Origin of the sequence: Mycobacterium sp. RTGN6, assembly GCF_033804605.1 — a bacterium.
Lineage (GTDB): Bacteria > Actinomycetota > Actinomycetes > Mycobacteriales > Mycobacteriaceae > Mycobacterium.
Window position 1 is genome coordinate 254,707 of record NZ_JAPZKZ010000005.1, and the last position, 17,868, is coordinate 272,574.

At 68.4% G+C, this 17,868-nt stretch carries 21 protein-coding genes; 11 read left to right on the forward strand and 10 right to left on the reverse strand.

Going from position 1 to position 17,868, the window contains the following annotated elements; genetic code table 11:
• Nucleotides 1-6: 6 nt before the first annotated feature.
• Together SLQ33_RS14780 and SLQ33_RS14785 are read right to left on the reverse strand one after the other, a co-directional pair.
• Nucleotides 7-249: a hypothetical protein gene (locus SLQ33_RS14780; RefSeq protein WP_319454611.1), complete on the reverse strand. Its 243-nt coding sequence runs from the start codon at nucleotides 247-249 to the stop codon at nucleotides 7-9.
• A gap of 81 nt (nucleotides 250-330) precedes the next feature.
• Nucleotides 331-837 carry a DUF6328 family protein gene (locus SLQ33_RS14785; RefSeq protein WP_319454612.1) on the reverse strand — a complete coding sequence of 169 codons (507 nt, stop codon included), beginning with the start codon at nucleotides 835-837 and terminating at the stop codon, nucleotides 331-333.
• Between the two features lie 399 nt (nucleotides 838-1,236).
• Between SLQ33_RS14785 and SLQ33_RS14790 the strand changes: the two genes are divergently transcribed.
• The gene (locus tag SLQ33_RS14790; RefSeq protein ID WP_319454613.1) at nucleotides 1,237-1,575 is read left to right on the forward strand and encodes an STAS domain-containing protein; all 339 of its coding nucleotides are present in this window, start codon (nucleotides 1,237-1,239) and stop codon (nucleotides 1,573-1,575) included.
• On the opposite strand, the gene SLQ33_RS14795 is transcribed toward SLQ33_RS14790, so the two are convergent.
• The 4 genes from SLQ33_RS14795 to SLQ33_RS14810 are packed head-to-tail and all read right to left on the reverse strand — an operon-like array spanning nucleotide 1,572 to nucleotide 4,610.
• Nucleotides 1,572-2,195 (reverse strand): SAM-dependent methyltransferase, encoded by a 624-nt coding sequence (locus SLQ33_RS14795; RefSeq protein WP_319454747.1) that lies wholly within the window; start codon nucleotides 2,193-2,195, stop codon nucleotides 1,572-1,574. The two genes, SLQ33_RS14790 and SLQ33_RS14795, sit on opposite strands and share 4 nt — an antisense overlap.
• A complete protein-coding gene (locus tag SLQ33_RS14800) occupies nucleotides 2,195-2,962 on the reverse strand; it encodes a PIG-L deacetylase family protein (protein WP_319454614.1) in 768 nt (255 codons plus the stop codon). The genes SLQ33_RS14795 and SLQ33_RS14800 overlap by 1 nt, the downstream gene beginning before the upstream one ends.
• Nucleotides 2,959-3,900 carry an acyl-CoA dehydrogenase gene (locus SLQ33_RS14805; RefSeq protein ID WP_319454615.1) on the reverse strand — a complete coding sequence of 314 codons (942 nt, stop codon included), beginning with the start codon at nucleotides 3,898-3,900 and terminating at the stop codon, nucleotides 2,959-2,961. The genes SLQ33_RS14800 and SLQ33_RS14805 overlap by 4 nt, the downstream gene beginning before the upstream one ends.
• Complete coding sequence (locus SLQ33_RS14810; protein ID WP_319454616.1) at nucleotides 3,897-4,610, reverse strand: glycosyltransferase; 714 nt, start codon at nucleotides 4,608-4,610, stop codon at nucleotides 3,897-3,899. The genes SLQ33_RS14805 and SLQ33_RS14810 overlap by 4 nt, the downstream gene beginning before the upstream one ends.
• A gap of 118 nt (nucleotides 4,611-4,728) precedes the next feature.
• On the opposite strand from SLQ33_RS14810, the gene SLQ33_RS14815 reads away from it, so the two are divergent.
• A complete protein-coding gene (locus SLQ33_RS14815) occupies nucleotides 4,729-5,103 on the forward strand; it encodes a hypothetical protein (protein ID WP_319454617.1) in 375 nt (124 codons plus the stop codon).
• A gap of 18 nt (nucleotides 5,104-5,121) precedes the next feature.
• Entirely contained in the window at nucleotides 5,122-5,895 is a 774-nt protein-coding gene (locus SLQ33_RS14820; protein WP_319454618.1) for a DUF899 family protein, read from the forward strand.
• 35 nt (nucleotides 5,896-5,930) lie between these two features.
• Here SLQ33_RS14820 and SLQ33_RS14825 read toward each other — a convergent pair whose 3' ends face one another.
• The 3 genes from SLQ33_RS14825 to SLQ33_RS14835 all read right to left on the reverse strand — a co-directional run bounded on the left by SLQ33_RS14825 (nucleotide 5,931) and on the right by SLQ33_RS14835 (nucleotide 7,613).
• Complete coding sequence (locus tag SLQ33_RS14825) at nucleotides 5,931-6,188, reverse strand: Rho termination factor N-terminal domain-containing protein (RefSeq protein ID WP_319454619.1); 258 nt, start codon at nucleotides 6,186-6,188, stop codon at nucleotides 5,931-5,933.
• Nucleotides 6,189-6,266: 78 nt separating this feature from the next.
• On the reverse strand, nucleotides 6,267-6,695 hold the full coding sequence (locus SLQ33_RS14830; protein WP_319454620.1) for a hypothetical protein: 429 nt from the start codon (nucleotides 6,693-6,695) through the stop codon (nucleotides 6,267-6,269).
• Between the two features lie 48 nt (nucleotides 6,696-6,743).
• Complete coding sequence (locus SLQ33_RS14835) at nucleotides 6,744-7,613, reverse strand: alpha/beta fold hydrolase (RefSeq protein WP_319454621.1); 870 nt, start codon at nucleotides 7,611-7,613, stop codon at nucleotides 6,744-6,746.
• A gap of 116 nt (nucleotides 7,614-7,729) precedes the next feature.
• Between SLQ33_RS14835 and SLQ33_RS14840 the strand changes: the two genes are divergently transcribed.
• The 5 genes from SLQ33_RS14840 (at nucleotide 7,730) to SLQ33_RS14860 (ending at nucleotide 13,018) form a co-directional block, all read left to right on the forward strand.
• Nucleotides 7,730-9,091 (forward strand): wax ester/triacylglycerol synthase family O-acyltransferase, encoded by a 1,362-nt coding sequence (locus SLQ33_RS14840; protein ID WP_319454622.1) that lies wholly within the window; start codon nucleotides 7,730-7,732, stop codon nucleotides 9,089-9,091.
• 138 nt (nucleotides 9,092-9,229) lie between these two features.
• Complete coding sequence (locus SLQ33_RS14845; RefSeq protein WP_319454623.1) at nucleotides 9,230-10,069, forward strand: siderophore-interacting protein; 840 nt, start codon at nucleotides 9,230-9,232, stop codon at nucleotides 10,067-10,069.
• Between the two features lie 80 nt (nucleotides 10,070-10,149).
• Nucleotides 10,150-11,130, forward strand: coding sequence for a FecCD family ABC transporter permease (locus SLQ33_RS14850; protein WP_413467655.1), 981 nt, complete (start codon nucleotides 10,150-10,152; stop codon nucleotides 11,128-11,130).
• A gap of 2 nt (nucleotides 11,131-11,132) precedes the next feature.
• Complete coding sequence (locus SLQ33_RS14855) at nucleotides 11,133-12,194, forward strand: FecCD family ABC transporter permease (RefSeq protein ID WP_319454748.1); 1,062 nt, start codon at nucleotides 11,133-11,135, stop codon at nucleotides 12,192-12,194.
• A gap of 20 nt (nucleotides 12,195-12,214) precedes the next feature.
• On the forward strand, nucleotides 12,215-13,018 hold the full coding sequence (locus SLQ33_RS14860) for an ABC transporter ATP-binding protein (RefSeq protein WP_319454625.1): 804 nt from the start codon (nucleotides 12,215-12,217) through the stop codon (nucleotides 13,016-13,018).
• Here the strand turns inward: SLQ33_RS14860 and SLQ33_RS14865 are convergent.
• Complete coding sequence (locus SLQ33_RS14865; protein ID WP_319454626.1) at nucleotides 13,002-13,946, reverse strand: methionyl-tRNA formyltransferase; 945 nt, start codon at nucleotides 13,944-13,946, stop codon at nucleotides 13,002-13,004. The two genes, SLQ33_RS14860 and SLQ33_RS14865, sit on opposite strands and share 17 nt — an antisense overlap.
• A 169-nt stretch (nucleotides 13,947-14,115) precedes the next feature.
• Here SLQ33_RS14865 and SLQ33_RS14870 point away from each other — a divergent pair, with 169 nt between their 5' ends.
• Genes SLQ33_RS14870 through SLQ33_RS14880 form a run of 3 tightly spaced genes read left to right on the forward strand, consistent with a single transcriptional unit; the run spans nucleotide 14,116 to nucleotide 17,854 of the window.
• Nucleotides 14,116-14,361, forward strand: a complete 246-nt coding sequence (locus SLQ33_RS14870) for an MbtH family protein (protein WP_319454627.1) — start codon at nucleotides 14,116-14,118, stop codon at nucleotides 14,359-14,361.
• Entirely contained in the window at nucleotides 14,358-16,088 is a 1,731-nt protein-coding gene (locus SLQ33_RS14875; protein WP_319454628.1) for an ABC transporter ATP-binding protein, read from the forward strand. Before SLQ33_RS14870 ends, SLQ33_RS14875 begins: the two co-directional genes overlap by 4 nt.
• Complete coding sequence (locus tag SLQ33_RS14880) at nucleotides 16,085-17,854, forward strand: ABC transporter ATP-binding protein (protein ID WP_319454629.1); 1,770 nt, start codon at nucleotides 16,085-16,087, stop codon at nucleotides 17,852-17,854. The genes SLQ33_RS14875 and SLQ33_RS14880 overlap by 4 nt, the downstream gene beginning before the upstream one ends.
• Nucleotides 17,855-17,868 lie beyond the last annotated feature (14 nt).

Consider the following 17,868-nt stretch of genomic DNA (forward strand, 5'->3'; position numbering starts at 1 on the left):
CAGCGACTACCCGGGCAGGCCCTGCTCCTCGGTGGGAAGCGGGGCAGGACCTTTGATGGCGGGCTTGGCTTCGGGGATCGCGTCTGCGCTGACCGGCGTGCCGGCGGTGACGGTGACGCCCGTCGACATGTCGCCGGCCATGGTGCCGGACTCCGGGGCGCCCTGTACGACCATCGCGGCGACGGCGGCCGCGGCCACCAGTGCGCTTGCTGCGATCGTTGCGATGGGCTTGATGTTTGTCGTGTTCATGTCAGCGACAGCACGCCCGGCTACACCGGGTATTCCGGATTTCGGAAAATAGTTACCTTTGGTAACGAATGTGACGCGTGGTCAGTCTGGGCGCGCCCTCATCACGAACGGCAAAGCCACCCAACACGCGACGATCACGATGAGTGCCACCACGCCAGCTACCAACCCCGCGGTTCGATCCGCGACCGCCGCGAAGATGATCACCGTCATCCCCGCCAGCGCCAGGCCCAGCAAGAGCAGCCCCGCATACGCCAACCGGTGCGCAACCGACACCAGCGCCTTGAGTCGGCGCTGGCGGAAGAGCACGCGATGCATGCCCACGGGCGCGACCAGCAGCACCGTCGATGCCACCGCGCACGACACGGTGGCCAGGTACAAGACGCGCACGTCACCGTCGAGCACGTCGAACCGTTGCTGAAAGGGGAGCGTGAGCAAGAAGCCCGTCAGTAGCTGCACGCCGGTCTGGACCACGCGGAGTTCCTGGAGCAGACTCCCCCAATTCCGGTCCAGGCGCTCGGTCGCGGTTTCGGACCGGCGATCGGAGTCCCATTGCTGGTCCTCCTCGGGATGGTCTACGTCGACGCCCATGGTCTCCACTGCCTCTCGCGCACGCGTGGGATACCCGTGCGCGCCAAGCGCAAACCGGGCAGCGTGCGGCAGGCACGTGGGACTTCGGAATCGGTTGCCCGAGTTGACTCCCGGTGCCATGAGGGGCTGGTCGACGCACGCGGAATTGCCGGTGCAAACGGCAATGATTAGCCATGTCTAACTGTCATTGTGCTGGTCAGGGATTCGTACTACCGTTCACTACAGGTTGAGTCCACAGCCGTAGGAAACTGAGCCCAATAGCTTGGCGTGACCCTCAGTGGGAACACCCTCGACTGACAGAGGTTCACCATGTCCGCAGCCTTCACTACGAGTGAAAAACTCCCCATAGGTGCGCCGCACAGACCGACGCGGTTCACTAGCTCGCTCATCGGATCGACGATGGTGCTCGTCACCTCCGACGGGGAGATCGACGCCTCCAACGCCCGCGGCCTCGCCGGGTACATCGAACAAGTCCTCGCCGGGAAGCGCCGGCTGATCGTCGACCTTCGCGGGCTGACGTTCTTCGGCACCCCGGGATTCTCGGCCCTGCACTACGTCAACGTGACCTGCTCGCGCCGGGACGTCAACTGGGTGCTCGTGCCCGGCGCCGAGGTGTCCAGGATGCTGCGCATCTGCGATCCGCAGCAGGGCCTGCCGGTCGCCGACACGCTGGAGAGCGCGATCGCCGTAGTCAGCCGTGCGCCCCGGAGTCACCTGAGGCCGCTTCCCCAGACCTAGTCCGCGCCGGGTACGCCGCACCTGGCGGCCACCGACTGAGCGGACCCCTTGCCGAACACCGTGATGACGACGTCGTCGTCCGAGTACCGCGCCGTCTGATGCAGCTCGTCGGTCTCGCCAATCACCGCGTTCGCTTCGTCGCCGGTCAGCGGGTAGTCAGCCACGCGGTGCCGCCAGTGCGACGCGACGACGGTCGTACCCGGTGCAAGCCGGGCGCACTCCCGGTCCAGCACGGCGCGCAGCGTCGTCGCGCTGAGGTAGTAGGCCACCTCGGACAGCACGACGAGGTCGAAGTCCTCGGCTGGCCACTCCGAGTCGATCGACATGCGGCACAAGGTGACTCGGTCGCGCAGACCCGCTCGCTCCAGCCGGGCCGCCGCAGAGTCGAGCGCCTCCGCAGCGACGTCGGTGGCCGTCACGTGGTCGCACCGTCCGGTGAGCAACTCGGTGAGCACGCCGATCGAGCAACCCGGCTCGAAGGCGTGGCGGTACGCCGGTCGCGGCAACACGGCGACGGTGATGGCGTACTTGCGCCGCTCGTACCAGCGTTCCGCGAGCCGCCACGGGTCCGCCGCCTCGGCGTACATGTCGGTGAAGTACTCGTCGGGCAATCGCTCCATCACCGGAACGCCACCTCCCCCATCGCCATCAAGCGGTGCACGACGAAGGGCGGCAGCACCGGGTCGACGCCCTGCTCGTACGGGTTCAGCTGCGTTACAAAGGCATTGACGGCGCGCCGCTTACGCGCGAGCGCCCCGCGCTCTAGCGGAACGGTGACCATCCGATGCCACGGCACGTCGACGTCGTCAGGCTGCGCCCAGTGCCACATCCACACCGGGTACTCCAGCACCACCGTCCCGGCGCGCTGCGCCGCATCGACGGCCGCGCGTCCCACCGCCTCGTGGTCGGGGTGCCCGTCGCCGGACCACGTCGCCGCGCACCACGAGTCGTTGGGGTCGGATTCGAGCAGGTCGGTCAGAAATGTCGTCAACTCAGCCTCGTGCGCGTCGAGCCGACCGTCGGGGAGGCCTAGGTGGATCGGCTCCGGAAGCCCCAAAAGACGTGTCGCGTTGCGCAGTTCGGCCCGCCGGTCGCGTTCCAGCCACGTCCGTTCCAGCGGCGAGAGGTTTAGGTAGCCGCCTCCACCGTCGCTCACCGAAACTACCCGGACGTCGACGCCGCGCGCTCGCAGCGTCGCCGCCGCCGCCCCGAAACCGAGCGTCTCGTCGTCCGGGTGCGCCGCGACCAGCACCAGCCCTGGACACGCATCGAGCTCCAATTCGGGCCATTCTCGACGCCAGTCGAGCCAGGTCTTGGTCGGGGTACCGCCGGAGGCCACCGGTCGCGCTGCGAACCTGGACCCGTTGCCGAGCGACGCCGCCCTCATCGGGCCGCCGCCCGTCCCAGTGCTGCAAGATCGCGTTCGGCGTGGCTCTGCCGCACGTACATCGTCAGATCGGCGACGCGCTGCGCGTGCTTGGTGTCCAGAGCCAACGGCGTTGGGCCCAAAGCCCTTCCGGTCCTGGTGATCGCCTCGTCGACGGCATGCTCGACGACGGCGCGAACCCGTCGTGCGATCAGTTCGGCCCGTCCGTCCTGCGGTGTCGCGTCCACGTAGGCGGCCGCAGACCACAGCATCGCCTCGGCACCGGCGAGCGCCGCGTCGACGGCACCGAGGTGGGCGTGCGCGTGGGCGTCGCGCGACACGCTGCTGTGTTCGTCGCCGACGGCGTGGTACAGCGGAGCGGCGACCCCCCGCGCCCCACCCAGCCAGCACGCGGCGACTCCGATCGCGCCGTGCCAAAAGCCGGCTCGGTCCAGGTATCGTCCCGGCTCCCCGACCTCCACCGCGGGAGCGTTCGTGAACTGGACGGACCGCGTGTCACTGTCGCACATGCCCGCGTTGCGCCAGCTGCGTGTCAGCGGAATCACCTGGGGCTGTTTCAGATCGACGGCGTAGAGCCCGCGCATGTCGTCCTCGCGGCGGGCCGTGACCAACGCGTGCGTGCACAACCCAGCTCCCGAGCACCAGGCCTTCGTGCCCTCGAGTTGAATGCCCTTTGCGTCGTGGTGGGCGACGACCACTGCGTCTGGCGCCTCGGCAGCCCATACTCCCCACAACTGCCCGCGCTGCGGGGTCGGTCCGCTCAATTCGGCGAGGATCGCCGCGGCGTCGGCGTGCGCTTCGGCCAAGCGCCCGGCGACGACGTCGTGCTCGGTGAGCGCGGCCAGCTTCGACCACCTCCGGCACGTGTGGCCGGAGCCGGGTAAGGGGAGCTCTAGTTCGCCGGCTTCCAGCCAGCGCCAGATCAATTCGGCGGTCATGCCACTCCCCCACGCGCCCGCGGGACCAGGGACCTCAGGTGTTTGGCGAACCCCCTCGGCGCGCGGCCGACTTGCCGCGCCGACGTCACGACGGACAGCTCGTCGTCGCGGTCGATCCGGAACCCCGCGGCCTCGAACCGACGTACCAGGTCGACGTCCTCCGCGCTGGCCAGCGCTGCGAATCCGCCTACCCGCCAATATGCTTCGGCGTTGAAGCCCATGTTGGCGCCGTGGACGTGGCCGTGTCCGCCGGCGCGCCGCTTGGAGCGGTACGCCGCGAGATAGCGGCGGGCCGCCGCGGCGGGAATGCGTCGCCAGTTCGAGATGCGGACCACTCCAAGAACCACGTCCGCCGCGGACTCCACTTGTCGCACCAACCAGTCCGCGTCGACGACGGTATCGGCGTCGGTGGTGGCGTACCAAATGCGCGAATCGTCGGTCAGCTGCACCGCACAGAACTGCCGCGCGTACTCGAAACCGGCCCGACGGGCCGCTCCTACGTTGCGAACGTCGACTTCGACCAGGTGTACATCGGAGCCGAATCGTCCTGCCAGCTTCCGGCTGTCGTCGTCGCAGGCGTCGAGCACGACGACGATCGAAACCGGAAAGTGAACACATGCCGCAGCCGTCACGATGGCCTTGAGGCAGTTCGGGAGCTGGGTCAGCTCGTTGTGCGCGGGGATCACGACGACCGCCCGCTCGTAGGTCATGGCACGGGGATTACCCCGCTAGGTCGGCCGAGAAACTGGGAAAGACCGGGTTGGGCGCCGCGCCACGCGGGTAAGCCCCGACAAAGACGTTCCACCGAGGCGCGGGGAGGCGAGCGACATGTCGGCGCACGACGTTGAGCACGACGAGCGAGCCGCAGTAGAGGACCGGGGCGCCGAGTCTGGGCACGCTCACACCGGCAGAGCCTTCGCGAACTGGATTCTCGCGGTGCTGTCCTTGGTGGGGGCGCTAGCGGTCGTGGCGTTCGCCTATCTCAAGGTTCTCGGCACCGCGGGATGCACCGACCGCATGTGCGACGACCTCGGTCCCGGCGAGACGGTCTTCGGACTCATCCTCTACGGAACCCCGATCGTCGCCGTCGTGGCGATCCTGCTGTCCTTCTTCACCGCGCGCCGTCGCCTGGGTTACGTCATCCCCATGATTGCGTGGGCGGTCGTGTTGGCGGCGGTGGTCGTCTTGATCGTCACCTTCTAGATTGCCCCGAGGACAACCATGACGACCACGCCGAACGACCCGATCACTGCGCTTCCCGGCCGCCCGCCCGTCGTTGACCTAGACACCTGGCAGACCGCCCGTGACGAGCTGCTGGTCCGCGAGAAGGCGCACACCCGCGAGGGCGACGCCATCGCCGCGGCCCGCCGCCGGCTCCCCATGGTGGAGCTCGACGCAACGGTCGAGGTCGTCGGGCCCGACGGCCCCGTCCCGTTCTTAGACCTGTTCGAAGGCCGCGACGAGCTCGCGGTCTACAAGCACATGTGGTACGACGGAGGACCGCACCAGGGGCAATGCGAGGGCTGCACCACCACGGCCTGGCACCTGGCGGACGCCACCTACCTCAACGCCCGCGGCGTCTCGTTCGCCATCCTGACCGCGGGCCGGTGGGACGAGGTGGCCGCTTTCGTCGAGTTCATGGGTTACACCCAGCCGTGGTACTCGGTACGCGACGTCGACGAGCCGGTCGGCGGCGAGATGGGATACCTCTCCTGCTTCCTGCGCGACGGCGACCGCGCGTTCCTCACCTACTCAACGACGGGGCGTGGCACCGAGCGGCTGAATGCCTCTGTCGGCGTGCTCGACATGACGGCCCATGGCCGCGCGGAGGATTGGGAGGACAGCCCGCAGGGCTGGCGCCAAGGCCTCAGCAGCTGGCGCACGGACGCGGACGGGAACATCACCTGGGGCCCGACCAGCCGCCCCGTGCCGCAGTGGGCCCGCCCCGGCGCCACCCCGGTGGAAACCCTTGGCCGCCGCGGCCCCTACCGCTGACGCAGCGTCGTCGACGACGTGGGCCTCGGGCCCGCTCAGTGGTTGCGCAGCTCGAAGATCAAGTCACTCTTGCTCAACGCGGAATAGCGCGTCATGCCGAGTTCCTTTGCGCGCTTCCGTAATTCGGGCACCGTCCATGAGTCATAGGCCCCGGATCTGCCGCCTCTACGCCCGATGGTCGATCGCCCCCGCGCGGCCGCGGAGTTCGAGATGCGCGCCGCCTTCTCCTTCGAGTCGCCGTGGTCGCGCAGCTCCTCGTAGAGCTCTTGGTCCTTGATCGACGCGTTGGGCATGCCGAAACCTCCTGAAGTCGCCATCTGTAGTGCAGGGTGCCCCGCCGAGCGGCGCCCAAACGTGGATCGCGAAGTCGACTACGGGTTGGCCTCGTGACCTGGGCGCCCCTTGGTTCGACGCTGCTCCTTGCAGCGAGCCTCGAACACGTGCCGCTCGCCGCCTTGCAGTTCGTCGCGGACGCGGCGTTCGTGCGCACGGAACTCCGACCAGTAGCCGTCGTCGAACTCCTCGACGACTTGGAACGTCCACCGGCCCTGCAGCACGTTGCGACCGACGAGCTCGGTCTGCAGCCGCTCGGCCACCTCCGGGTGCCCGGCGGCGGCCAGGTCCTCGCAGGCCTCACCCAGGAGCAGGTGGGCGTGTCCGATCAGCTGGTGGAAGGTGTAGAGATGGCCGCGGGCCCGCTCGACGCACTCGAGGGCTTCGGAAACCTTGCCGACCGCTTCGACGGTCCCGTCGTCGATTCCCGCCCCGCGCGCCGCGATGTCGTCGTGCTCGTTCACCACACCCGACGTATACCCGGCGCGACGCGCCGACAACCCCCGCTGCCTCGCTCAGCCGCCGTGCACGACCGGCTGCGTCGGCTGCGCCGTCGCCGTGATGAACTCGTCGATGAGATCGGCGACTTTCTCGGGCGCTTCGACGTGGGCGAAGTGGCCCACGTCGGGGAGCACCTCGAGGCGGCAGTCCGGCCTGGCCTCCAACGCGGCGTAGCCGTGGTCAACCGGAATGATCGTGTCTTCTTCGCCCCAGATCGCCAGGGTCGGCAGCTCGGCGCGCAGCGCCAGCCTGTTGAGCGCGCTGACCGCTTGCCCCCGGTAGTCGACGACCGACCGCAGCGTACGCAGGAAGGCATCCCGGGTCTGCGGGTCGGAGAACGACGAGTAGGCATTCCAGATCTCGGCGCCGCGCGGCGAGCGAAGTCCGCGCGAACTCAGAAACGACCGCACCGCATTTCCGGCGCGCAGCACGGGCGACGGCGCGATGATCGGCATCACCAGCTCTGCGCCGGGCGCCGACAGCAGCCGCAGAATCAAACCCACGTCCTGCCCCAGTCCGCCGCTACTGATCAGCACGAGCCGACGACAGTAGTCGGGATGCTGGTAGAGGAACTGCATGGCGACGCCGCCACCGAGCGAGTGGCCGACGACCGTCGCGGACTCGATCTCGAGCTCGTCGAGCAAATCGCGGAGGCCGACGGCGAAGGCGCCGAGCGAGTAGTCCGAACGCGGCTTGGACGATTGCCCATGGCCCAGCAGGTCGGGTGCCACCACCCGGTACTTCTTGGCCAGCTGCGGCATGATCGCGCGCCAAGTCTGCGAACTGCCCGCCATTCCATGGATGAGCAGCAGTGCCTCGCCCTGGCCCGCGTCGCGGTAGGCGATTCGCTCGCCGTGGATGTCGATGAACTTCAGATCCGTCATGGAATGCCCTCCGCCGGTGCTCACCTGTGGTCAAGACTACCCACCGGTAACTTTCGCGCTACACATTCGTGGTTGCGCTCACTTACTCACAGCTCCCGTGGGTAACGTCACGCAACATGAAACTGATCTCGCCCACCGACGCCATGTTCTTGGTCGGCGAGTCTCGCGAACACCCCATGCACGTCGGTGGTCTGCAGTTGTTCGAGCCACCGGCCGACGCGGGCTCCGACTTCGTGCGCAACATCTACGAGGAGATCGTCAAGCGCGACGACTTCCAACCCACCTTCCGCAAACACCCGGGGCGCATGTTCGGCGGCTTCTCGAGCGTGACGTGGGACTTCGACGACGACGTCGACATCGACTACCACCTGCGGCGGTCGGCCCTGCCGCGTCCGGGCCGGGTGCGGGACCTGCTCGAACTCACGTCACGGATGCACGGGACGCTGCTCGACCGGCACCGGCCGTTGTGGGAGGCGCATCTGATCGAAGGCCTCGACGACGGGCGCTTCGCCGTGTACGTCAAGTTCCAGCACGCGCTCGTCGACGGGATCTCCGCACAACGGTTGCTGATGCGCGCGTTGACCACCGACCCGGACGACCTCGAGTTGCGGGTGCCTTGGACATTGGGACCCAAGAAGCGCTCGAAGGCGCCGGCGTCGCGCTCGCCGTTGCGGTCATTGGTCGACACCGTGGGAACGGTTGCCGGACTTGGCCCTTCGGCCTTGGGGGTGGCCAGGGCCGCACTCTTCGAGCAAGAACTGACCATGCCGTTCCGGGCGCCGAAGACGATGTTCAACGTGCCCATCGGCGGCGCACGGCGCGTCGCCGCGCAGTCGTGGCCATTGGCGCGTATCCGGGCCATCAAGACCGCGGCGGGCGTGACGGTGAACGACGTCGTCCTGGCCATGTGCGCGGGGGCACTGCGGGGGTACCTCGGCGAGCACGACGCGCTGCCCGACACTCCGCTGATCGCCATGGTTCCGCTGAGCCTGCGCTCCAAGGACAACCAGGACGCGGGCGGCAACATGGTCGGCACCATCCTGTGCAACCTCGCCACCCACCTCGAGGATCCGGCCCAGCGGCTGGAGTCGATCAGTACGTCGATGCGCGACAACAAGAAGGTGTTCGCCGACCTGTCGACGTCGCAGGCACTCGCCTTGTCGGCATTCCTGATGTCCGGGATGGCACTCGGGGTGGTGCCGGGGTTCGTGTCGTCGGCGCCGCCGCCGTTCAACATCGTCATCTCCAACGTGCCCGGCGCCCGCGAACCGATGTACTGGGGCGGCGCGCGGCTGGACGGCAACTACCCGCTCTCGATCCCACTCGACGGGCAGGCGCTCAACATCACGCTGACCAACAACGCCGACAACCTCGACTTCGGGCTCGTCGGCTGCCGCCGCAACGTTCCGCACCTGCAACGGCTGCTGCTGCATTTGGAGGATTCGCTGGCCGACCTGGAGCGCGCCGTCGGCGTCTGAGCTCGCCCACATCCCTGTTGACATAGCGCTGGCTGCGACTGTCACTCGCACTTCGTTGCCGCTAGCGCTACCTCAACGGGCTCGGATGCTGGAGCCCGGACGTCCGCGCAGGCGGCGGGTTAGGTTACCCTACGCTCAATGAGCTTCTCGTACGCCTCCGTCACCGAGACGACGCAGCTGAGCCCCCGCATCCGCCGCGTCAGACTCCACGTCGAAGACCCCGCAGCCCTCGCGGTGCAGCCGGGCGGCGACTCCGCCGTCGGCGTCTACTTTCCCGTCGTGGCGCCGGACGGCACCCGCTACCTCGACGACGCGTCCGGTAGCGAGGGCCGCAACTACTCCGTCCGGCGCCACGATGGTGACTCGATCGACATCGACGTCGTGCTGCACGCGCGCGGCCCAGGGACGACGTGGGCCAACACCGCCGAGCCCGGCGACCGCGTCGGACTCGACCATGCCCGGTCGTGGTACCGCCCCGAGCCGACGACCGATTGGCAGCTGTTGGTCGCCGACCTTTCCGGACTGCCCGCCGCCGCCCGCATCATCGAAGAGCTCCCAGGCGGCATCCCGGTCACCGCGATCGTCGAGGTGGCCGGCGGCGACGACCTCGACTACCTGCCGTCGCATCCCGACGTCACCGTCGTCTCGAGCGTCGGCACGGGAAACGGTCATGCCCCGAGCCGGCTGGCGCAGCTGGTCCGCGACGTCACGCCGCCGCGGGGCCGCGGCTACTGCTGGTTCGCCGGGGAGGCCGCCGAATCCCGGGCGGTGCGAAAGCACTTCCGCGGGTTGGGTTGGTCGGTCGAGCAACTCGACGTCACCGGCTACTGGCGGTTCGACTCCGAGACCTGGGATGCCAAGTACGCCACCGTCGCCGACGAGGTCGAGGCGGTCTGGGCGCGCGCCCTGGCCGACGGCAAGAGCGAGCGACTGGCCGACGAGGAATTCGACGAAGCCCTCGAACGCGCCGGGCTCTGAAGTCCGTGACCGCTCACGCCCCGGCCACGTCGCCGTCCGTCCCGACCCCCGCAACGCACTACCCGACGCAGCGGAGCCGGGTGCTTGGGCTGCTCGCGTGCGCGGGCCTGCTGCTCGCGATGTGCGTGGCGAGTCTGGCGATCGGCACCGAGAGTGTCTCGCTGGCAACAGTTTTCCACGCGATCACCGACTATCAGGACGTCGGCGACCAGTGGATCGTGCACGACCTACGCATTCCGCGCACGGCGCTCGCCCTGCTCGTCGGGCTGTCGCTCGGCCTGTCGGGAACGCTGATCCAGGCGGTGGGCCGCAATCCGCTGGCCGACTCCGAGGTGCTCGGGATCAACTCCGGCGCAGCACTGTTCGTCGTCTGCGCCATCTCCTTCCTTGGCCTGACCGGCATCTGGACCTACATCTGGTTCGCGTTCGCCGGTGCGCTGTTCGCGATGGTGCTCGTCTACCTGGTCGGCATGACCGGCCGGGCGGCCGTCACGCCCGTTCGCGTGCTGCTCGCCGGGGTGGCGATCGCCGCGGTGATGGACGGCATCGGATTCGCCGTGCGACTGCGCAATCCGCGGGCCTTCGACAACATGCGGTTCTGGGACGCCGGCGCACTCGATGGCCGCTCACTCGAAGTCGCGGCCGCGATCGCCCCGTTCATCGCGGTCGGTGTCGTTCTGTGCGTCGTCGTCGCCAGGTCACTCAACGTCACCGCGCTCGGCGAGGACCTGGCAAAGAGCATGGGCGGCAACGTCACTCGGACCCAGGCGCTGAGCCTGGTCGCGGTCACGCTGCTGGCCGGCGCCGCCACCGCGGGAGCGGGCCCAATCGGCTTCGTCGGATTGATGGTGCCGCACGCGGTGCGGCGGTTCACCGGCCCGGACTGGCGGTGGATCCTCGCGTACGCCACGTTCGCGGCACCCGCCCTGCTGTTGGCGGCCGACGTCGTCGGGCGCGTCATCATCCCGCCCGCCGAGCTGCCCGCAGGCATCGTGACCGCCTTCCTCGGCGCACCGGTGTTGATCTGGCTGATCCGGAAGCGTGGGGCCGACCGCTCGTGACGATCACCGAGAAGCGCAGGAGCACAGTCGACTTCGGTCGGCGCCAGCTCGTCGTTCGGATCGGCGGCTACTCGGCGCGGGCTTCGTGGCGTGCGCTCGTGGTGGTCGTGGCACTGCTAGTCGGCGCCGTCGTCTTCGCCGTGCTGGCCATCGGCATCGGCAAGTACACCGTGTCACCCGGCGACGTGCTCGGCGTTCTGATGGGCACCAACACCTCCTTCGACCGGGTGGTGGTGCTTCAGTGGCGGATGCCCCGCATGCTGATGGCGTTGCTCATCGGCGCGGCGCTAGGCGTGTCCGGTGCGATCTTTCAGGCGTTGACCCGCAACGCGCTTGGCAGCCCCGACATCATCGGCATCAATTCGGGCGCCTACACCGGAGCCCTTGTCGTCATCGCCGGCATCGGCGGCGGCTACTACGCAGTGGCCACGGGCGCGCTGATCGGCGGGCTGATCACTGCCGTCGCGGTCTACGCGCTGTCGTACCGCAACGGACTGGCGGGCTACCGGCTCATCGTCGTCGGCATCGCGGTCAGTGCGGTGCTGAACTCGGTGAACCAGTGGATCGTCATCAAACTCGACTACCACGTCGCGGTCACGGCGGCGGTGTGGCAACAGGGCACGCTGAACGGCTTGAACTGGGCGCAGGTCTGGCCGATGACGGTGTGCCTACTCGTGGTTGCGGCGATCCTGGTCGTCATGGGTCCGCAGCTGCCGGTGCTGCAGATGGGTGACGACGCCGCGGGAGCATTGGGCGTGCGCCCGGACCGCGCCCGGCTCGGCTATCTCGTTGCCGGGGTCGGCCTCGTCGCGGTGGCCTGCGCGGCGGCAGGCCCCGTGTCGTTCGTCGCGCTGGCCGCGCCGCAGCTCGCGCGGCGGCTCACCGCCAGCCCGGGGGTGGCCCTGGTGCCTGCCGCGGCGATGGGTGCAGTGCTGCTGTTGGTCAGCGACATCCTTGCCCAACAGGCCTTCCCCGGAACCGAACTGCCGGTGGGAACCGTGACGGTGTCATTGGGCGGCGCGTACCTGATCTACCTACTGGTGACGCAGGCGCGTCAACGGTGACGAACGAAGGTGACACCACAATGACCTCACGGCTTCGCGCCGAGCACCTCTCGATCGGCTACGACGACAATTCCGTCATCGCCGACCTGTCCGTCGACGTGCTCGACGGCCGCATCACCGCCATCGTCGGCCCCAACGCGTGCGGCAAGTCGACGCTCCTGCGCGGACTGGCGCGGCTACTGAAACCATCTGGTGGACAGGTAATCCTGGACGGAAACGACATCAACGGCATGCACACCAAGGAGGTGGCTCGACGCCTCGGCTTGCTCCCGCAGACGTCGATCGCACCCGAGGGCATCAGCGTCGCCGACCTCGTGTCGCGTGGGCGGTTCCCTCATCAGAAGGTGCTGCGGCAGTGGTCCACCGACGACGACGCCGCCGTCGCCGATGCGATGCGCGCCACCGCGGTGACCGAGCTGGCCGGGCGGCTCGTCGACGAACTGTCTGGTGGTCAGCGGCAACGGGTTTGGGTGGCGGTGGTGCTCGCGCAACAGACCCCGCTGATACTGCTCGACGAGCCGACCACCTTCCTCGACATCGCGCATCAGGTGGAACTGCTCGACCTGTTCGCCAAGCTCAACCGCGAGCAGCACCGGACCGTCGTCGCCGTCTTGCATGACCTCAACCATGCCTGCCGCTACGCCGATCAGATCATCGCGATGAAGTCGGGAAGCATTGTCGCGCAGGGCGATCCGAGCGACGTGATCACCGAGGAGTTGGTCGAGGCCGTCTACGGACTCAAGTGCCAGATCATCGACGACCCTCAGACGGGCACCCCACTGGTGGTGCCACGGGCGTCACCACACGTCACGGCTCGGAGGTGAGGTACCCGCCGCCGTGCCCGAAGTAGGCCAGCGCTTCGTGGTCGACACCGTCGCCGGTGCGCACGACGTCGAGCACCAGGCCCGGCGACTGCCCGCGGTACGCCTCGGCGCCCGCGACGATGACCATCCCGCCGTCCTCCTCGATGAACACCCGGCCAGGCGTGCCACCGTAGGCACACCGCGACACGTGCGACGAGATGAGCCGCAGCCGCTCGCCACGAAAGTAGGTGTACGCGTTCGGATACGGGTCGGACAGCGCCCGGATGAAGCGCTCGATGTCGGCCGCCGGCCAGGTCCAGTCGACCACGCCGTCGCGGTCGGAGCGCTTGTGAAAGAACGTGCGCTGACTCAGATCCTGCGGAACCTTCTTGGCCGTGCCGAACTCCAGCCCGTCGAGCGCCTCCTCCAGCACGTCCGGAACCAGGTCCAACGTGGCGAACACCAAGCTGGTGCCGGTGCTCGTCGGGGTGATCTCCACGGCCTGCTGCACCAGGACGTCACCGGTGTCCAACTCGGCGTCCATCAGGTGCGCGGTCAGGCCGGTGTGACTGGCTCCGCTGATCAGCGACCAGATGACCGGTGAGAAGCCGGTGAACTTCGGAAGCAGCGAGTCGTGCAGGTTGAGGGTGCCGTGCGTCGGGATCGAGAACAACTCCTCCGGCAGCCGGGTGCGCCAGTTGTTGGCGACCATGATGTCGGGCGCCAGGGCGGCCACCCGCGCGATGAGATCCGCGGTCGGGCGTTTGGCGAGGAACACCTCGATGCCCTCGCTGCGCGCAAGGTCCTCGACCGAGTCGGCCCAAATCGATTCGTACGCATGGTCACTCGCGGGGTGTGTGACCACCAGGCACACCTCGTGACGTGACTTGAGCAACGCCTGCAAGGTGCGATGCCCCCACGTCTGATACCCGAACATGACGACGCGCACAGGAACCTCCCAGGTTTGGGGCTAGCCGACAATGGTTAGCCTAACCTTTGATAGCATGCCTTCCGACCACGATGGGCACCCTGACCCACGATGCCGCCGGTAGTTCAGGCAGCCGATCATCACGACACCCGCGGTGAAGACGGCCACGACGAAGGTACGGAGAAGCGCTTTGTCCAGCAATCCGTTTGACGACCAGGAGGGCCGATTCCTCGTGCTCGTGAACGACGAGGAGCAGTACTCGCTCTGGCCGACGTTCGCGAACGTGCCAGCCGGGTGGACGGTGACGTTCGGCGGGCCCGACGGCACCGATCGCGACGCCGCGTTGCGCTACGTCGACGAGCAGTGGGCGGACATGCGTCCCCGGTCGCTTCGCGAACGGATGAACGCCACCGCCAACGCCTCCTCGCCGGCGTGAGCGCTGCCGTCACCAACGACGTCGTCACTCGCTGGACCGGCGCGACGGTGTTGCGCCGCACCTTGTCCCGCAACCTGCGGTGGCTGATCCCCGGAACCGCGCTGATCTCGCTGCACCAACTCTGCGAGGTGGCGGTGCCGGTACTCATCGGTGTCATCGTCGACCGCGCCGTCGCCACCGGTGCCACCAGCGCGATCGTCACGTGGATCGCGGCGCTCGCCGGCCTGTTCCTGGTGCTGACCTTGGTGTACCGATTCGGAGCGAGGCTGTTGATGTTCGCCATCGCCCGTGAATCGCATCTGCTGCGCGTCGAGCTCAGCCGCAAGATCCTCGACCGACTGGGGGTCCGAACCGACTACAAGGTCGGCGAACTCCTCTCGATTTCGTCGAGCGATGCAGAGGAGACGGCTTGGCTGCTGGACTATCTGCCCCGCATCGTCGGCGCGATCGTCGCGACGATCGCCTGCGGCGCGCTCTTGCTGAGCATCGACCCGACACTTGGGCTGATGGTGCTCATCGGCGTGCCAATCGTCGTCGCCGCACTGCAGATGACCGCACCGATCATCGCGGAGCGCGTCGAGCACCAACAGGCCGAAGTGGGCCGCGCCACTGCGCTGGCCACCGATCTCATCAGCGGCCACCGCCCGCTTCAGGGCATCGGCGCTCAGGCCAACGCGGCAGCCCGTTATCGGGTCGCGAGTCGACGGTCGCTGTCCGCCGCGCTACGGGCCGCTCGCATCCAGAGCGTGCACGCCGGGGCGGCCGCGGCGGCAGGGGCGCTCGCCGCGATGGCCGTCGCGGTCGCCGCGGCCTATTTCGCGTTGCGGGGGAACCTATCGCTCGGCCAGCTCATCACGGTGATCGCGTTGGCGCAGTTCCTCATCGAGCCCTTCTCGCTGTTGGCGGTCGGGCCAAGCGAGGTGGCCGAATCGCGCGGCTCGGCCAACCGCGTGGCGAACGTGCTGTCGTCGGACACTCGCCATCAACCCGAAACGCCGATACCGGCCCCGGCCGGGGCGGACCCCCGGAGGCTCACGGTCCGCGGGGCCGCGCACGCGACATTGGACGGCGTCGCACTCGACGTCGAGCCGGGCGAGTTCGTCGCGGTGCTGGCCGCTGATGCGCGCGATGCTTCCGCGTTGGTCGACCTGCTGTCCGGGTACGTCAGGTCCGACGACGCAGGCACGGTGCGCGTCGGCGGCCGCCGGATCGGCGAGCTCCCACACGGCGAACGGCGCACCTGCCTACTGGTCGAACATCACAACAGCGACCTCTTCAGCGGCACACTGGAATCCAACCTCGCCGTCGTTGGCGAGGCCGACGAGTCAGCCGTCCGAGCCGCCCTGGAAGCGTCCTGCGCGACGGACGTCGTCGAGCTACACCCCGACGGCCTGGCCCACCCGGTGGTCGAGCGTGGAGCCAGTCTCTCCGGCGGCCAACGCCAACGCTGGACGCTGGCCAGGGCACTCGCGGCCGACCCGGACGTGCTGGTGTTGCACGACCCCACTACGTCGGTGGATGCCGTCACCGAGCAGGCCATCGCCGACGGCATCCGGCGGCTGCGCACCGCCGGTGGGCGCACCACGATCGTGGTGACCAGCAGCCCGGCAATGCTCGCCGCTGCCGACCGAGTGGTGTTCGTCGGCGATGGGAGCGTCCAGGCGCAGGGTTCGCACAGCGAGCTCGTCGACGCCAATGCGGACTATCGGACGGTCGTCGCAAGGTGACCATCAGCGAATCGATCACGCCGCCGGTGCTGCCGGTCGCGACCACCACCCGCACGTGGTCCTGGCTCACGAACGATCTGCGCCGCCGACGCGCGGGAGCCGCCGGGGCCGCTCTGGTCGGCCTCGGCGCCGCCGGTGTGGCGACCGTACCGATCTATCTGCTCGGCACCCTCGTCGACAGGGTCAGCGACGGCGACACGGTCGACAGCCTCATCGGCTTGGCCATCGTGATCGGCGTGGCAGCCCTCATCGGCGGGCTTGGTACCGGGCTGTCCACGTACCTCGTTACCCGACTGGGCGAACAGACGGTGGCCGACTTGCGCGAGGACGTCCTCGAACGCGCGCTCAACCTGCCCGCCACGATGATCGAGGAGACCGGTCGCGGCGATCTGCTGTCCCGCGTCGGCGCCGACGTCGGCGCGGTCGCGAAGGCGGTGTCGCAAGTCCTGCCGGACATGATGAACGCGTTCTTTCTCGGTGTCGTGACGCTGGTCGGCATGACCAGCATCGACTGGCGGCTCGGGTTGGCCGGCGCGCTGTGCATCCCCGCCTACGCCGCTGCGCTGTGGTGGTACCTGCCGAGGTCTTCGCCGATGTATGCCGAACAACGCATCGCCATCGCCGCCCGCGCCCAGGCCACCGTCGAGTCGATTCAGGGCGCAAGGACCATCGACGCCTACGAGACTCACGAACGCCATCTCGGCGACATCGAGCGGGAGTCAGCACGGGCCCGCGACATCTCCGTCGGCGTGTTCTTCTTGTTCACCCGCCTCGTCAGCCGGGTCAACCGGGCCGAATTCATCGGGCTGACGGCCACTTTGGTGGTCGGGTTCCTGCTGGTGAAATCGGGCACGGTCACGGTCGGGCAGACGACGGCGGCAGCGCTGCTGTTTCACCGGCTCTTCAATCCGATCGGCCTGATGATGTACAACTTCGACGAGATCCAGGCAGGTGCCGCCTGCCTGGCCCGCCTCGTCGGGATCGTCGACCTGCCGATACCTTCCGACACCGATCGACCGACTTCGGTACCAGCCGGATCCGACGTCGAGGTGGACGCGGTCTCGTTTGCCTACGGCGGCGGACCCGAAGTGCTGCACGATGTTTCGCTGACCATCCCGGCGGGCACCAGGTGCGCGCTCGTCGGTACCACCGGCGCGGGGAAGACCACGTTGGCCGCCGTCGTCGCGGGACTGCTCGCCCCAATTCGTGGACAGACCCGCATCGGGGGCGTCCCGGTCGGCGAGATCGACCGCGGCCAACTGCGCCACTGGGTGGCCACCATCACCCAGGAGGTGCACGTCTTCTCGGGCGCGCTCGTCGACGACCTGCGGCTCATCGCACCGGACGCCACGGAGGACGAAATCTGGGCGGCGCTGCGCACGGTCGGCGCCGCGGACTGGGTCGAAGCCCTTGACGACGGGCTCGACACGTCCGTCGGCGAACAGGGCCTCGCGCTGACCGCCGCGCAAGCCCAGCACATCGCGATGGCCCGCCTGGTGCTGGCCGACCCCCAGGTGGTGGTGCTCGACGAGGCGACCGCCGAGGCGGGAAGCGCACACGCCGCCGAACTCGAGGAGGCCGCCACCGCGGCAACCAAGGGGCGCACCACGCTGATCGTCGCGCATCGACTGACTCAGGCCGCCACGGCCGACCAGATCGCCGTGATGGACGGCGGCCGCATCGTCGAGAACGGCACCCATGCCGAGCTCATCGCCTTCGACGGCCGCTACGCGCGGCTGTGGCGGGCGTGGAGCGCACACAACTGAACGCCAACGGAGAG